The 15,878-nt window shown below is 67.1% G+C and carries 13 protein-coding genes; 4 read left to right on the forward strand and 9 right to left on the reverse strand.

The features are described 5' to 3' along the window. Positions 1–150: 150 nt before the first annotated feature. Genes ACTHLF_RS03080 through mtgA form a run of 3 tightly spaced genes read right to left on the reverse strand, consistent with a single transcriptional unit; the run spans position 151 to position 2,352 of the window. Positions 151–579 carry a CBS domain-containing protein gene (locus ACTHLF_RS03080; protein WP_440324767.1) on the reverse strand — a complete coding sequence of 143 codons (429 nt, stop codon included), beginning with the start codon at positions 577–579 and terminating at the stop codon, positions 151–153. 49 nt (positions 580–628) lie between these two features. Next, positions 629–1,603 (reverse strand): glycosyltransferase family 2 protein, encoded by a 975-nt coding sequence (locus ACTHLF_RS03085; RefSeq protein WP_440324769.1) that lies wholly within the window; start codon positions 1,601–1,603, stop codon positions 629–631. 8 nt (positions 1,604–1,611) lie between these two features. Beyond that, positions 1,612–2,352 (reverse strand): monofunctional biosynthetic peptidoglycan transglycosylase, encoded by a 741-nt coding sequence (mtgA, locus tag ACTHLF_RS03090; RefSeq protein WP_440324771.1) that lies wholly within the window; start codon positions 2,350–2,352, stop codon positions 1,612–1,614. Positions 2,353–2,456: 104 nt separating this feature from the next. Between mtgA and hslO the strand changes: the two genes are divergently transcribed. After that, positions 2,457–3,377, forward strand: coding sequence for an Hsp33 family molecular chaperone HslO (hslO, locus tag ACTHLF_RS03095; RefSeq protein WP_440324773.1), 921 nt, complete (start codon positions 2,457–2,459; stop codon positions 3,375–3,377). 125 nt (positions 3,378–3,502) lie between these two features. Here the strand turns inward: hslO and ACTHLF_RS03100 are convergent, their stop codons facing one another. Next, a complete protein-coding gene (locus ACTHLF_RS03100; protein ID WP_440324775.1) occupies positions 3,503–6,397 on the reverse strand; it encodes an EAL domain-containing protein in 2,895 nt (964 codons plus the stop codon). A gap of 263 nt (positions 6,398–6,660) precedes the next feature. On the opposite strand from ACTHLF_RS03100, the gene ACTHLF_RS03105 reads away from it, so the two are divergent. After that, positions 6,661–7,623 carry a hypothetical protein gene (locus ACTHLF_RS03105; RefSeq protein ID WP_440324777.1) on the forward strand — a complete coding sequence of 321 codons (963 nt, stop codon included), beginning with the start codon at positions 6,661–6,663 and terminating at the stop codon, positions 7,621–7,623. 139 nt (positions 7,624–7,762) lie between these two features. On the opposite strand, the gene ACTHLF_RS03110 is transcribed toward ACTHLF_RS03105, so the two are convergent. From ACTHLF_RS03110 to ACTHLF_RS03130, 5 genes are all read right to left on the reverse strand, one after another. Then, on the reverse strand, positions 7,763–8,674 hold the full coding sequence (locus tag ACTHLF_RS03110) for a DUF4097 family beta strand repeat-containing protein (protein WP_440324778.1): 912 nt from the start codon (positions 8,672–8,674) through the stop codon (positions 7,763–7,765). 28 nt (positions 8,675–8,702) lie between these two features. Next, entirely contained in the window at positions 8,703–9,122 is a 420-nt protein-coding gene (locus ACTHLF_RS03115; RefSeq protein ID WP_440324780.1) for a hypothetical protein, read from the reverse strand. Continuing rightward, positions 9,119–9,706 carry an RNA polymerase sigma factor gene (locus ACTHLF_RS03120; RefSeq protein WP_440324782.1) on the reverse strand — a complete coding sequence of 196 codons (588 nt, stop codon included), beginning with the start codon at positions 9,704–9,706 and terminating at the stop codon, positions 9,119–9,121. The genes ACTHLF_RS03115 and ACTHLF_RS03120 overlap by 4 nt, the downstream gene beginning before the upstream one ends. Before the next feature lie 152 nt (positions 9,707–9,858). Next, positions 9,859–11,649, reverse strand: a complete 1,791-nt coding sequence (locus ACTHLF_RS03125; RefSeq protein ID WP_440324784.1) for a phosphoenolpyruvate carboxykinase (GTP) — start codon at positions 11,647–11,649, stop codon at positions 9,859–9,861. Between the two features lie 96 nt (positions 11,650–11,745). Beyond that, on the reverse strand, positions 11,746–12,333 hold the full coding sequence (locus ACTHLF_RS03130; protein ID WP_247433568.1) for a TetR/AcrR family transcriptional regulator: 588 nt from the start codon (positions 12,331–12,333) through the stop codon (positions 11,746–11,748). Positions 12,334–12,473: 140 nt separating this feature from the next. Here ACTHLF_RS03130 and ACTHLF_RS03135 point away from each other — a divergent pair, with 140 nt between their 5' ends. Beyond that, positions 12,474–13,388: an alpha/beta hydrolase gene (locus ACTHLF_RS03135; protein WP_440324786.1), complete on the forward strand. Its 915-nt coding sequence runs from the start codon at positions 12,474–12,476 to the stop codon at positions 13,386–13,388. Positions 13,389–13,393: 5 nt separating this feature from the next. Then, on the forward strand, positions 13,394–15,865 hold the full coding sequence (locus ACTHLF_RS03140) for an acyl-CoA dehydrogenase (RefSeq protein ID WP_440324788.1): 2,472 nt from the start codon (positions 13,394–13,396) through the stop codon (positions 15,863–15,865). Positions 15,866–15,878: the final 13 nt, after the last annotated feature.

Below are 15,878 nucleotides of genomic sequence, written 5' to 3' on the forward strand. Positions count from 1 at the left end.
TGCGGTCACGAGCGCTCTCACCGCCGCGCGCATGGCCGGCGTGGGGATCTCGACCATCGGCCTGGTCTGCGCGGGCGTCGCCGCCATCGCTACGGAAATCGCGCGACGCGCGGCGACCTCACCCGACCTGCTGCCGGAGGAGCGGGACCACTAGCTCGTGATGTAGGCCTCGAGCTGGTTGATCGTCTCTTTCTGCTCGCTGATCGTCGCCTTCACCAGGTCGCCGATGGAAACCACGCCGACGACCCGGCCGTCATCCACGACAGGCAGGTGGCGCAGGCGGTTGTCGGTGCACAACCGCATGCATTCATCGACGGTGGCACCGGTGGCCACGGTGATGACGCTCGCGGTCATGATGTCGGCGACCGGTGTGTCGCGCGACGAGCGATCCTTCAGGATCACCTTTCGCGCGTAGTCGCGTTCGGAAATGATACCGACCAGCTCGCTGCCCTTCATGACGACCAGGGCGCCGACGTTCTTGTCGGCCATCTGCCGGATCGCATCGAGGACCGGCGCATCGGGCGCCACCGCGAACACTTCCCTGCCTTTCGCTCCCAGGAGATGCTTGACCTGCTGCATGCTCGACTCCCCGGATGGGCGCGGCGCGGATCGCCGCGATGGAGCCAGTTTACGCCTGCCCGGGGCCGAGGGGGTCATCGCCCGGTGAAGGGCCGGCGGCGCCATGGCGCTCTTCCACGTAGTACAGCGGGCGGCGTTTGCTTTCCGCGTACGTGCGGCCCACGTATTCGCCGATAACGCCCAACGCGAGGAGCTGTGCGCCGCCCAGGAACACGATCACTACCATCAGCGTGGGATAGCCGCGCACCGGGTCGCCCCAGAGCAGGACCTTCAGGATCACCCACAAGCCGTACAGGAAGGCGAGCAGGGCGGCGGAGAGGCCCAGCCACGTGGCCATGCGCAGCGGCGCCACCGAGAACGAGGTGATCCCCTCGATGGCGAGGTTGGTGAGCCGCCAGTAATTCCACTTGGTGTCGCCTGCGTAGCGCGGATCGCGTTGGTAGCGCAGGGAGACCTGGCGGTAGCCGATCCAGGCGAACAGGCCCTTCATGAATCGCTGGCGCTCGCGCAGCTCGCGCAGGGCAGCCACGGCGCGGCGCGAGAGCACGCGGAAATCGCCGGTGTCGCGGGGCATGGGGTTGTCGGAAAGCCGTTCCATCACGCGGTAGAACGCGGCCGAGGTGAATTTCTTCAGGCGGGTTTCACCGGCGCGGTCGGCGCGGGTCGCATACACCACGTCATTGCCTTCGCGCAGGCGTGCGACGAGCTCGGGGATGAGCTCCGGCGGATCCTGCAGGTCGGCATCGATGAGCACGACGGCGTCGGCGTCGGCCGCGTCGAGGCCCGCGGTCATCGCCGCTTCCTTCCCGAAATTGCGCGACAGCTTCAGCCCGGTAACGCGCGCGTCGGCCTGGGCCAGCCGGCCGATGATCGCCCATGTATCGTCGCGGCTGCCGTCATCCACGTAGATCACGGTCGCGCGCGTCGCCATGCCATCGAGCACGGCCGATAGCCGCGCATGGAACCGTTCGAGCACTTCGGTCTCGTTGTAGGCGGGCACGATGATGGAAAGCGAATAGGCCATGTCGGAGCTCAACGGACGCGCCCGGATACCGGCGCGGGGCGGGTGAGGTAAGACGGGCCGCCCAACTGGCCCATCTGCTGGGAAATCCACGCTGTGCGGCGCATGACATACGCGCTCGGCGCATCCACGCGGAAGCGGCGCGGATTGGGCAGCACCGCGGCGAGGCGGGCGGCCTGGGCCACGCTGAGGCGCGACGGCGCCGTGCGATAGAAGACGTCGCTGGCCGCGCCCACGCCGTACACGCCATCGCCGTATTCGACCGTGTTCACATAGACCTCGAGGATCCGCTGCTTCGGCCAGGTCGCCTCGATCAGCACGGTGAAGTACGCCTCGAGGCCCTTGCGGATGAAGCTGCGACCGTTCCAGAGGAAGAGGTTCTTGGCGGTCTGCTGGCTGATCGTGCTCGCGCCACGCAGGCGCTTGCCCTCATCCGCGGCATCGATGGCATCCTGGATGGCGTCGACATCGAAACCGTGGTGATGCGGAAACTTCTGGTCCTCGCCCGCGACCATGGCGAGGCCCACCTGGGGCGAGATCTCGTCCCACGGCACCCAGCGGTGGCGTAGCGTGAAGTCCTTCTCGCCCGTGAAGAGCGCTTCGATGCGGCGTTCCATCATGAACGCGCTGGTCCATGGCGGCACGAAGCGAAGCACCAGCACGACCCACCATGAGACGGCGAGCCAGGCGATCGCCAGGAGGGTGACGAGGCGGACGATGCGGCGGGGCAGCGAGCGGGGCGTCGTGGGCATGGCGGCGCGATGACAAAGGATGGCGCAGTATAAGGGCCAATGGCGGCGGCCTTGTCGGCCACGGGCCGCGCCCCCATCTTTCGTCGGATCACCAGGAGACCATCGTGACCGATTCTGTTGTCGAAACCCTCGTTTCCGACGATGTACTGCACCGCTTCATGCTCGAAAAGGCGGGCGTGCGCGGCGTACTCGTGCGCCTGGGCCACAGCTGGCAGGAAATCGCATCCCGCGTGGATTATCCGGAGGCTCTGCGCAACGCACTGGGCGAGGCCGTCGCCGCCAGCGCGTTGCTGACCGGCAATATCAAGTTCGAAGGCTCGCTTTCGCTCGAGTTCAAGAGCCAGGGCGCCGTGCGCCTGCTGTTCGCCGAGACGACCGACCAGGGCCGCGTCCGCGGCCTGGCCCGGTTCAACCCGGAGGCACTGGGCGATACGGTCAACCTGCTCGAACTGGACGACCCGATGCTGGCGATCACCGTCGGCCATGCCGAGAAGGGGCGGTACCAGGGCGTGGTGACGCTCGACGGCATGTCCTCGATCAACACGGCGCTCGAGGGCTACTTCGACCGATCCGAGCAGCTCCCGGCGCGCATCCTGCTCGCCGCCGACGGCACGCACGCCGTGGGCCTGATGCTGCAGCCGATCCCGGGCGAGGGCGGCCATAGCGCGGCCGGCGCGGATGATGACGCGTGGGACCGTGTCGGCCACCTGACGGCGACGCTGGGCGCGCGCGAAATGCTGTCGAGCCGCCCGGAAGAGCTGCTCTACCGCCTGTACCACGAGGAAGACGTGCGCCTGTACGACCCGCGCCCGCTGGCCTTCGGCTGCACCTGCTCGCGTGAGCGGGTGGAAGGGATGCTGCGCGCGCTCGGCCGCGATGAAGTGCATGCCACGCTGGACGACCGCAATGGCGAGATCGAGGTCATCTGCGAGTTCTGCGCTACCCGCTACGCGTTCGACCGTGTCGATGCGGAACAGCTGCTGGCGGGGCCGGATACGCCTCCGGCGCCTAGTACTCTGCAGTAGGAGCCCACCCTGTGGGCGACATCTTTCGCGATGTCGCCTCAGGGCCTGTGGCTCTTCGGCGAAAGGCGTCGCCCACAGGGTGGGCTCCTACGCGATAAACCAACGAAGCGGTGCGGCAGGAACGCCTAGGCGTCCAACGACAACGGCGATCCCAGCCACTTACTTGCCGGCGCGGGCTGCGCAAACAGGAAGCCCTGGCCGAAACGGCAGCCGATGCGGCGCAAGGCGCGCATCTGCGATTCGGTCTCGATGCCTTCAGCGATGACCTGCATGCGCAGCGAATCGGCCAGTGCCTGGATCGCACGAACCACCGCGGTGCTGTGGCCTTCGCTTTCCTCGGCCGGCAGCTCGATCACGAACGAGCGATCGATCTTGAGGGTCTCGATCGGGTACTGGTGCAGGTAGCTCAGCGACGAATAGCCGGTGCCGAAATCATCCAGCGCCACGCCGACCCCGTGCTTGCGCAGGTTCTCGAGGATCCGCTTCACCTGGGCCGGGTTTTCCAACAGCGCACGTTCGGTCACTTCGACACGGATGCAGCGCGCGGGCACCTCATGCTCGGCGAACAGGTCGAGCAGGCGCTGGTCCAGGTTCGGTGAGCGGAAATGGCTGCCGGAGACGTTGATGCTGATGAAGCCTTCGTCGCGGGTGAGCGCACGGGCCTGGCGGGCGACCTGTTCGAAGATCTGCCAGTCGATCGCCTCGGCGCAACCCGTATCCTCGGCAACCGCCAGGAATTCAGCCGGCGGCAGCAGGCCGCGCTCCGGATGCCGCCAGCGCAGCAGGGCCTCGTAGCCGACCACGCGGGTGTCTTCCAGATCGACGATGGGCTGGAAGAACGGCACGAACTCGTTGCGCGCGATGGCGCGGCGCAGGTCGCCTTCCAGTTCAAGCAGGAGCAGGGCTTCGCGGCGCAGCCGGTCATCGAACACGGCCGCGCGATGGCGGCCTTCGGCCTTCGCGCGGTACATGGCCGAATCGGCGTCGCGGAGCAATTCTTCCGGGCGCGTGTAGTCCTGGGTCGGCAAGGCGATGCCGATGGAGGCGGAGGTGAAGATCTCCTTCGCGCCCAGGCGGAACGGCGTCTGCAGCTGCGCGATGATGCGCTCGGCAATGTGCGTGGCGGCCTGCGGATCGGTGATGCCTTCCACCAGCACGGCGAATTCGTCACCGCCCAGGCGTGCCACGACATCGCGGGTCTTCAGGCAAGCGCGGACCCGGCCGCCGACCTGGAACAGCAGGTCATCGCCCACCAGGTGCCCGACCGAGTCGTTGATGAACTTGAATCGATCGAGATCGATGTACAGCACCCCGAAGAGATACGTCGGGGTCTCCCGGTAGTGGTTCAGCGCTTGCTCCAGGCGCTGCAGGAGCAGCGTGCGGTTGGGCAGGCCCGTCAGCGAATCGTGCAGGGTTTCGTACTTCAGCCGGCGCTCGACGCGCTCGCGCTCGGCGATCTGTTCGCGCAGGTCGCGGTTGGCGAGCGCCAGCGCGCGGGTACGTTCGGTAACGCGACGCTCCAGGCTCGCGTAGGCCTGCTTCAGCGATTCGGTCGTGTACTTGCGCTGCAGGGCGTTCGCGATGTGGTAGCTCACGAAGGTGAGCAGCTCCTGGTCGCGGGCGCTGTAGGTGTGTTCCGGCGTGTAGCTCTGCACGGCGAGCACACCCATCGACTTTTCGTTCCAGATCAACGGCACGCCCAGCCAGTGCAGCGAACGCGCGCCGCTGGTCGAAAGGACCTGGTCGCGGTTGAGCCGGTCGATCTCCTCGCGGTCGGCGAGCAGGGCCTTGCCGTTGCGCAGGACGTATTCCGTCAGGCCCCGGCCCAGTTCGCGCGGTTCGCGCACACCGTCGAGCTCATCCACCGAATACGGGAACGTCAGCTTGTTCTGGTCTTCGGAAAGCAGCGCGATGTAGAAGTTGCGCGCGTAGAGCAGGCCACCGATGACCCGGTGCACCGCGGCGTAGAAATTCTCGATGCTGTCCGAGGTATTGGCCAGCTCGGCGATGCGGAAGAGAGCGGCCTGCAGGCGCTCGCCACGCTGGCGCTGCAGCACCTGCTGGCGCAGCACGCGGTTGGCTTCACGCAGCGCGGCGGTACGCGTGGTGACGCGTCGCTCGAGCTCTTCGTGGGCCTGGCGGCGCTCCAGCGCGGTCTGCACATGCTGCGCCACGTACGTGAGCAGCTCGCGGTCGTTCTGGGTGTAGCGGGTATCCGGCCGGTAGCTCTGCACCACGAGCGCGCCGACCATGTCGTCGCCTCGCTTCATCGGCACGCCCAGCCAGTCGTCGCTGGGCGGCCCGATCGGCACGCGCGGGCCAGGCAGGTTCTTTTCCAGCTCGGTGCTGGCGCCCATCATCGACTTGCCGCTCTTCAGCACATGCCAGGTGAGCGTGTTTTCGATCGCCTCGATGGGGCGGATGCCCTCGGGATCCGGGATATCCGGATCGACCGAATCGACGAAGTACGGGAAGCGCACCGTGCGGTTCTGCGCGTCGTACAGCACGATGAAAAAGTTCTCGGCGTACATGAGGCTGCCCACGATCCCGTGCAGCGCGCTCATCATGTCGTTCATGTTGTGCTCGGCGCCCGCCTGTTCGGCGATGGCGTAAAGCGCGCGCTGCAGCCGTTCGGCGAGCGCGAGGCGCGAGATCGCCTCGTAGAGGTTGGCGGTTTCCGCCAGCTGGCGCAGGCGCGCCGAGGCCAGGCGGCCGAGCCAGCCGATCATGTCGCCCCAGTGGGCGGCATCCTGCTCGGTGGCATGCAGTTCGAGGAAGCGTTCGGTCTGGGGATCGCTGCCGAGCTCAACGGCCTGTGACCCAGCGCCAGCCTCGGCGGCGGCGTCGCGCCAGGCGATCCGGGCTTCCGGGAGGAGGCAGCGGGCGAAAGCCTCGCATTCGTTGCGGACGCTCTCGGCGTCCGCGGCCCGCAACAGGCGCTCCACGGCATCGTGCAGGGGCTCGATCTCACCGGGACCGGGCGCCTGCAGCGAAGGGCTTTGTGATGGAGCGATGGTCATCGCCTGCATGGTTCCGGTCTTGGTCGGTTCAGTCTATATGCGTTCGATCCGAGGCGCGACGGGGCGCCGGGGCCCAGTCTCACGGCCCCTGCGCCACCCCATGGCTTCCCCCCCCCGGAGGTCATAAACGGCCGCTAGTCTTTTGTCTTAAGATGGCCCCGTTGGGGTGTTAGTAAAAAGTAAAATGGGTTATGCTCCAACCTCCCCGCCCCGGCTGGTGCGGGAGGACGGGGAAAGCCAGCCAACTGCCTGATATGGTTGCCATGCGTAAGACCTTGCTCACCACGCTTCTGTTCATGCCGCTCGTCGCGGCAGGGCAGGTCGTGCCGGTGGGTTCGGATACTTCGCCGGCCCGTTTGCTCGCCGCGCCGGTCGAAGGCGATGGCGGCCAGGTGAGCGTGCCGCTCTGGCGCACGCAGGATGGCCGTTCGCTTTCCGCCATCACCGATGACCGCGCGGACCCGGGCAGTTCGCTCGCCGTGCGCCCGGTGCAGGCTGGCCCGTTCCTTTCCAGTGGCCTGCAGTACGACCTCGGCCCGCGTGTTTCCGCGCACGCCAACGTCAGCGGTCAGGGCTGGATCAATTCCGCCGAATCCTGCGGCACGGCCGCCGCGGCCGCGCGCAGCGGCGATCGCTGCAGCTCGCCGGGTACGCCACCGCGCATCGTCGGCAGCGAAGTGGGCGCCACCTATAACGGGTCCGGCTACAGCCTCGGCATTGGCGTGGGTTCGTCGCGTCCGAGCGGCGCAGGCGCTGCACTGCCGCGCGTTGTGTCCGGCCTTACCACGACGTCGGGCCTGCCATTCAGCGCTCTGTCCTCGAGCACCGAACTGAATGCCCACGGCCGCCTTGAACTGGGCGGGCGCAGCGGCATCGACCTGGGTGCCAGCGTGGGCCGCGTGCGCCTCACCCCGGGCAACCTGCTTGGCATGGGTGCCGTCGACCAGAAGTCCCTGAGCCTCGGTGTCGATCGCGGCCCGCTGTACGGCGCGATCACTGGCCGCACGATGCAGCCCGAAGCCGGCACGGTGAATGCGTTGAACGGCGACCGCCGCTGGAACGCCATCGACCTCGGCGTGACCTTCCGCCTGCCGTGGCGTGGCGAGCTCTCCGTCGGCGCGCAGAACGTGTGGTCGTCGGGCTCCGGCGAACCCGCCAACAGCCCGAACATCCGCGAGCCGGACCAGTCACGTACGCCGTACGTGCAATACCACCAGGATCTCTGAAGAAAAAAGCCGCGAACATCGCGGCTTTTTTTATGCGTAGGAGCCCACCCTGTGGGCGACATCTTTCGCGAGAAAGTTCAATCCTGTGGCTCTGCCGCGAACGGCGTCGCTCACAGGGTGAGCTCCTACCCGTATGCCCTTAGTTCCCGCCGCGGCGGATCTTCACGTCGCCGCTGAAGGCTTCCAGGTGGATCTGGCCATTGCCGCTGCCGATGGTGGTTTTCAGTTCCTTGCCCGGGCCATCGTCGCCCTTGGTCGGGCTGCCGAAATCGCTGCGCAGTTCGCCGCTGAAGGTGGATGCCTCGAGGCGCGCCGACGTGTTACCCGGCAGGCCCAGCTCTACGTCGCCGCTCATCGAATCGACGGTGAGCTTGCCGCCGTCGGTGATGCCGCCAAGGATCCGGGTGTCGCCCGACACGGTGCTGAAATTGGCATCCCGCCACGGGCCGCCACCGATCGTCATGCGGCCGGACACCGTCTGCGCCTCGATCTTGTCGCTGATGGAGGGCGCGGTGATGTCACCGGAGACGGTTTGCAGATCGGCCTTGCCCGCCTTGCCGGCCAGGTCGATCGTGCCGCTGACCGTCTGCATGCTGACATCCGGTGAGTGCACGTTGGCGCGGATGCGGCCGCTGACCGAGTCCACTTCCACCTTGCCGCCATCGAGCCCATCGATGCTGACCGGGGCGCTGACCACGTTGACCTCGAGCTGCACGCCCTTGGGCACGCGCACGTTCAGCACGGTGGGCTGCATGCGGGTGTCGTTGCCCCAGCTGCCGAACCAGCCTTTCTTGTCGCCACCGGTATCCACGCGGATATCGATGTTGTTGCCATCGCCGTCGAGTTCGAGCGGCTTGGCGCCATCGCCGAGGGTACCGGTGACCTGCACCTGGTTCTTGTCCCAGGCGGTGACGGTGACTTCACCCTTGGTGTTGTCGATGCTGATCTTCGCGTTGGGCCGGATGTCTTTCGACAGGTTGATCGGCGTCGAGGCGTAGGCCTGACCGATCGACAGCGCCAGCAGCAGGGGAGTGACATAGAGCGTTTTCATGGGATGGATCCTGGCGGTTGTCGCGGTTTTAGCCGGCCTGCTTGTCGATGTTGCGCAGGCGATCACGCTGGCGTTCGGTTTTCTGCAGGAGCCGCTGCAGGGCGGCGGACTGCGGCGAATCCTTCATGGCCTGGGTAAGCTCCATGTGTGCTGCATCCAGCTCCACCGCGGCGCCGGTGAGGCGCGGGTCGGCGGGTTTCCAGGCCGTGCGGGCCTCGGGCATCGCATCGCTGCCGCCGGGCGCCAGGTGCAGCCCGATGCCGCCACTGAGTACGGCGACGGCGGCGATGGCGGCGGCCATCAGCCAGGGCTGCGCGCGGCGGTGGCGCGGGGTCGCGACGGCCGGGGCTTCATCCAGCCGGGCTTCGATGCCGGCCCACAGGTCGCGCCGGGGCGCGGTGGGGCGGTTGAGCGAGCGCATCTGGCGCAGGTATTCGAGTTCGTTCATGGCCTTTCTCCCAGCACGCGGCGGAGCAGGCCGCGCGCACGGTGCAACTGTGCTTTGGAGGACCCCACCGCCATGTCGAGCTCGACGGCGATTTCCTCGTGTTTCCAGCCTTCCACGTCGTGCAGGACGAGGACGGCACGGGCCCGTGGGGGCAGGCCCGCAATGGCTTTTTCCAGTTCATCGCGCTCGAGCGAACGCAGCGGATGATCGGGATCGGTGATGTCAGGCAGGTGTTCGTCGTCGACGATGCTGACGGGATCGGCGTTGCGGGCACGTATGGACATGAGTGCCACGTTCACCGCGAGGCGGTACACCCAGGTGCCGAACGCGCTCTCGAAGCGGAAGCTTTCCAGCTTCTGCCAGGCGCGGATGAAAGCTTCCTGGGTAAGGTCCTCCGCCCGGGCGTGGTCGAACGCAGCGAGGCGGAGGATGGCGCCGTACACGCGGTCGGCGTGGCGGCGGTAGAGGGTCTCGAAGGCCTTGCGGTCGCCGGCCATGGCCGCGCGCACGGTCTCGTCATCCGACGTCGCGGCGGGCAGCTCAGGCTGCATGAAGGAAGTGGCGGCGAGGCATAGGGCGTTCATCTTGCCAGCTTGGATGCCGGCAAGGGGGAAACGGTTTAATCGGTCGTAGGAGCCCACCCTGTGGGCGACATCTTTCGCCTTGTGACAGCAGGGCCCGTTGCCCTGTCGCGAAAGGCGTCGCCCAGAGGGTGGGCTCCTACGGAGACTGTTGCCTAGGCCACCCGCTCGCCGCGACGTTCCTGGGCGGCTTCCAGGGCCTCGCTCACGCGGGCCCGCTCGGCCTTCAGGCGTTCGGGCATGCGTGCGCCGAAGCCGTCGAGGTAGGTGCCGATGGCGTTGAGTTCCTCGATCCAGCCCTCGACATCGACATGCAGGAGCTCGTCGACGGTGGCCGGGGAGACATCCAGGCCAGCCGTGTTGAGCTCGCCCCGCGCCGGCACGGTGCCGATCGGGGTGCTCTTGCCGGCCGCCTTGCCCTCGACCCGCTCGATCATCCAGTCCAGGACGCGCAGGTTTTCGCCGTAGCCCGGCCACATGAAGCGGCCGTCGGCGTCCTTGCGGAACCAGTTGACGTGGAAGATGCGCGGCAGCTTCGCGCCCGGCTTGTCGAACGAGAGCCAGTGGGCGAAGTAGTCGGCGAAGTTGTAGCCGCAGAAGGGCTTCATCGCCATGGAGTCGCGGCGCAGGACGCCGACCGCACCGGTGGCGGCCGCGGTCGTTTCCGAGCCCATCGATGCGCCGACCAGCACGCCGTGCGCCCAGTCCTTCGCTTCGAACACCAGCGGCACCAGCGATGGCCGGCGGCCGCCAAAGACGATCGCGGAAATGGGCACGCCCGTGGCGTCTTCCGACTCCGGTGCCCAGCTCGGGCACTGCTTCGCCGACACGGTGAAGCGCGAATTGGGGTGCGCGGCCGGGCCGTTCGCGGCGTTATAGGGGCGGCCCTGCCAATCCATCACCGGCTCGCCTTCGCCCAGGCCTTCCCACCACGGGCGGCCATCGGCCGTGATGGCCGTGTTGGTGAAGATCGCATCGTGGCCCAGCGTTTCCAGCGCGGCCGGATTGGTGTTCGCGCCCGTACCCGGCGCAACACCGAAATAGCCGGCTTCCGGGTTGATCGCCCACAGGCGGCCGTCGGCACCCGGGGTCATCCAGCAGATGTCGTCGCCGACCGTCCACACCTTCCAGCCCGCGTTGCGGTAGCCCTCGGTGGGGATGAGCATGGCCAGGTTGGTCTTGCCGCAGGCCGACGGGAACGCGGCGGCGATGTAGTGCTTCTCGCCCTTCGGGTTCTCGATACCGACGATCAGCATGTGCTCGGCGAGCCAGCCTTCCTTGCGCGCCTGGTGGCTGGCGATGCGCAGCGCGTGGCACTTCTTGCCGAGCAGCGCGTTGCCGCCGTACCCGGAGCCGTACGACTTGATCGAGAGCTCCTCGGGGAAATGCATGATGAAGCGGCGCTCGGGGTCGAGCTCGCCCGTGGAGTGCAGGCCCTTCACGAAGCGGCCTTCGCGCTCGATGCGCGCGAGTGCCGGCGCGCCCATGCGGGTCATGATCCGCATGTTGGCGACGACGTAGGGGCTATCGGTGATCTCGACGCCACAGCGCGAGATCGGCGAATCGATCGGGCCCATGCAGTAAGGGATCACGTACATGGTGCGGCCACGCATCGCGCCCTCGAACAGGGCGTCGATCTTCGCGTGGGCATCCGCCGGTGCCATCCAGTGGTTGTTCGGGCCGGCGTCTTCTTCTTCCGGCGTGCAGACGAAGGTGAGGTGTTCCACGCGGGCTACGTCGGACGGGTGGGACCGGTGCAGGTAGCTGCGGGGGTTGGTCTTCTCGTTGAGCGGGAGAAGATCACCGCTGGCGAGCATGGTTTCGACAAGCCGCGCGTATTCCGCATCCGACCCGTCACACCACACGACGGAGGCGGGCTCCGTCAGGCGGGCGACGTCGTCAACCCATCGATTCAGTGCTTCCAGTGAACTGCCTTGCGAACCCATCCGGTGTGGTCTCCACGTAATTGCCTGTGGAGACAGTAGTTTGCGGTTCGTGGTATTTACAAGGCACGGCGCAGCAATTTCGCGGCGCAGTTCAGGTCATTCCTCGGGCTTGGCCGGGGTGAGCGTGCTGATGACGTGCTCCACGTACGCATCGAACTCGTCGTGAGAGAGCCGCGGCAGGCCCAGGGTGAAGTTGAGCTGCAGGAAGCCGACGTAGGCGGCGTAGGTCAGTCGCGCACGGTGCAGGGCGACGATGGGCTCCAGCCCGGCCTCCTGGTACATGCGGGTCAGGAAATCCATGCGCCGCTGCGAGACGCGCGCCATGACCGGTACGACCTGCGGGTGATCCAGCGCTTTCAGCAGGGCCGCGTAAACGCGGTGCGGCTGCAGTTCGTGGGCAACACGGCGGAACAGTTCCGGCAGGCGCTTGCGCGGATCGGCGATGCGCTCGATCTCAGCCAGCACTTCGCGTTCGCCGTATTCTTCCCAGCGTTCCAGCGCGGCCTGCAGCAGGGCTTCGCGCGTGCGGAAATGCCAGTAAAAGCTGCCTTTCGTCACGCCGAGGCGGCGAGCGAGCGCCTCCACGGCCAGCGCGCCGACGCCCTGTTCGGCGATCAGGGCCAGGGCACCGTCTTCCCAGTCTTCGGCGGAGAGACGGACTCGTTCGTTCTTGGCGTCGTTCATCGGCGCATGGTAGCGGGAAAGCGCCCGTTTGCAATCCATCCGGTACCGTACGTGTTGCGTAAGACCTTGACTTTCCGGCCGTTACATGACCGTACGGCGCCGTATTGACGTGGCCTGCGACCGCCCACATACTCGGCCGTATGGTTGCCGAGCCCACCACCGCCCTTTCCACGCCCGTCCGGGTCACCGGCTTGGACGGCATCCTGCTGGCCGGCGAGCGCTGGGAAGGCGAGCGCCGGCCTGCGTTGCTGTTCGCACACGGCTTCGGCCAGACCCGCCATGCCTGGGCGGGAAGCGCGCGTGCGCTGGCCGCGCAGGGCTTCTCCGCACTCACGTTCGATGCCCGCGGCCATGGCGAGAGCGAGCGCGTGCCGCGCGGCGATTACCACATGGAGCAGTTCGTCTCCGACCTGCTCGCCGTGGCCAGCGTTGCCACGCCCGAAGGCGGCCCGCGCCCGGTCGTCGTCGGTGCATCGATGGGCGGGCTCCTGGCGCTGGTCGCCGCAGGCGAGGCGGAAGGCCCATGCCCGTTCTCGGCACTGGTGCTGGTCGATATCACGCCACGATGGGAAACCCGTGGTGTGGAACGTATCCTCGGCTTCATGCGCGCCCACCCCAACGGTTTCGCCAGCTACGACGAGGCCGCCTCGGCGATCGAGGCGTACCTGCCGCAGCGCCGTGAGCGGAAGACCGAGGACCAGCTGAAGCCCCTGCTGCGCCAGGGTGGCGATGGCCGCCTGCGCTGGCACTGGGATCCGGCTCTGCTCGATGGTCTGGTCGAAGAGAGCGAGCGCTACCAGCCCCGCCTGTTCGCCGCCGCGGCGCGCGTGCAGGTGCCGGTGTTGCTGCTCTCCGGAGCCCGCAGCGACGTGGTGTCAAGCCACACTGTTGAAGAATTCCTGCGCCTGGTTCCCCACGCGCGCCACGTGTCGCTTGCCGACGCGACGCACATGGTGGCCGGCGATGCGAACGACGCGTTCACGCGCGAAATCGCAGCGTTCATGCAAACCCTTCAAGCGACACCCCCCAAGCACTACGACGACGTTACGAGGTGATATCCATGTCTGCGATCCTGGTTGTACTGGCGGCACTGATTGCCTCTGGTGCATGTGCCTACCACCGCACGTCCCTGAAGACGTGGGCTATCGCTACGGCGGCCACCACGCTGGTGGTGGGCTTCCTCGCGGGTGCCCCGGTGACTACCGTCATCGTGCTGATCCTGCTGGCGGCCATCGCCCTGCCGCTGCTCATGGTCGATTTCCGCCGCAAGAAGATCAGCGCGCCGCTGCTCTCCATGTTCGCTAAGGTCACGCCCAAGCTGTCGGAGACCGAGCAGACCGCGCTGGAGGCCGGCACGGTCGGTTTCGAAGGCGAGCTGTTCTCGGGCATGCCGCGCTGGTCGGAGCTGCTCAAGCAGCCGAAGCCGGAGCTGTCGGTGGAAGAGCAGGCCTTCCTCGACGGCCCCGTCGAAGAACTGTGCGGCATGATCGACGACTGGCAGATTACCCACGAGCTGGCCGACCTGCCGCCGAACGTCTGGGAGTTCATCAAGAAGAACAAGTTCTTCGGCATGATCATCCCGAAGAGCTACGGCGGCCTGGGTTTCTCGGCGCTGGCCCATTCGGCCGTGCTGCAGAAGCTCTCCAGCATGTCGCAAACGCTGGCCTCCACGGTGGCCGTGCCCAACTCGCTCGGCCCGGGCGAACTGCTGATGCACTACGGCAGCGATGAGCAGAAGAACCACTACCTGCCGCGCCTGGCCGATGGTCGCGAGATTCCCTGCTTCGCGCTGACCGGCCCGTACGCGGGTTCGGATGCGACCTCGATCCCTGACTTCGGTATCGTCACGAAGGGCATGTGGAACGGCGAGGAAACCGTCGGCATCAAGCTCACCTTCGACAAGCGTTACATCACGCTCGCCCCGATCGCCACGATCGTCGGCCTCGCGTTCCGCATGTACGACCCGGACAAGCTGCTGGGCGACAAGGAAGACCTGGGCATCACGCTGGCGCTGCTGCCGCGCGAAACCCCGGGGATGGAAATCGGCCGCCGCCACTTCCCGCTCAACACGCCGTTCCAGAACGGCCCGATCCATGCGAAGGACATGTTCGTTCCGCTTTCCGTGCTGATCGGCGGCCCGCACATGGCGGGGCAGGGCTGGCGCATGCTGGTCGAATGCCTCTCCGTGGGCCGTGCCATCTCGCTGCCGTCGAACGCCACGGGCGCGTCGCGCATGGCGGTCGCCGCCACCGGTGCCTACGCCCGCATGCGCAAGCAGTTCGGCCTGGCCATCGGCCGCTTTGAAGGCGTGGAAGAAGCGCTGGCCCGCATCGGCGGCCTGACCTATGCCACCCAGGCGCTGTCGCGTGCGACGGCGGCTGCCGTGGATCGTGGCGAGAAGCCGGCGGTGCCGTCGGCGATCGCCAAGTACCACGCCACCGAGTGGTTCCGCCAGATCGCTTCCGATGCGATGGACGTGCACGGCGGCAAGGGCGTGATCCTCGGCCCGAAGAACTACATGGGCCGCGGCTGGCAGAGCGTGCCGATCGCCATCACGGTGGAAGGCGCGAACATCATGACGCGCAGCCTGATGATCTTCGGCCAGGGCGCGATCCGCTGCCATCCCTACGTGCTGAAGGAAATGCAGGCGCTGAACATCGCGGATTACCGCGAGCGCCTGAAGACCTTCGACAAGGCGCTGTTCGGCCACATCGGTTTCGGCTTCTCCAATGCGGTGCGCAACTTCGTGCTCGGCCTGAACGCCGCGCGCATCGGCGATGCCCCGGGCGACGCCTACACCCGCCGCTACTACCGCAAGCTCAACCGCTACTCGGCGGCGCTGGCGCTGTGCGCCGACGTCTCGATGGGCGTGCTGGGCGGCAAGCTGAAGTTCAAGGAGAAGCTCTCGGCACGCCTGGGCGATACGCTGTCGTACCTGTACATCGCCAGCGCCATGCTCAAGCGTTATGAGGACACCGGCCGTCCGGAAGCGGACCGTCCGTTGCTGGCCTGGGCGTTCCACGAGTGCGTGTGGCGCATGCAGATGGCGCTTGATGGCGTGATCCGTAACTTCCCCGTGCGTCCGGTGGCCTGGCTGCTCCGCGCCCTGGTGTTCCCGTTCGGCCGCCGCGAAGTGCCGCCGTCGGATCGCCTCGGCCGCCGCGTCGCCGCGCTGATCACCGCGCCCAGCGAAGCCCGTGACCGCCTGACCACCTGGACTTACCTCACCCCGACCGCGAACAACACGGTGGGCCGCATGAACGCGGTGCTGCCGGACGTGATCGCCGCCGAGCCGGTGGAGCGCAAGTTCCTGAAGGCGTTCAAGGGTGGGCAGCTTCGTGCGCACACCTACAACGAGCAGCTGGCGGAAGCCGAGAAGCTGGGTGCCATCACGGCAGCCGAGCGCGAACTGCTGCAGCGCGTGCGCGACGAAGTCGCCGAGTTCATCTCGGTGGATGACTTCGACAGCGATGAGCTGAAGGCGGGCGTCGCCGCCAAGGCGGAGAAGATAGAAGCATCGCGGGCGGCTTGATGGCTTGCGATGG

Origin of the sequence: Luteibacter sp., from assembly GCF_051958795.1 — a bacterium.
In the GTDB taxonomy this organism is placed as follows: Bacteria; Pseudomonadota; Gammaproteobacteria; order Xanthomonadales; family Rhodanobacteraceae; genus Luteibacter.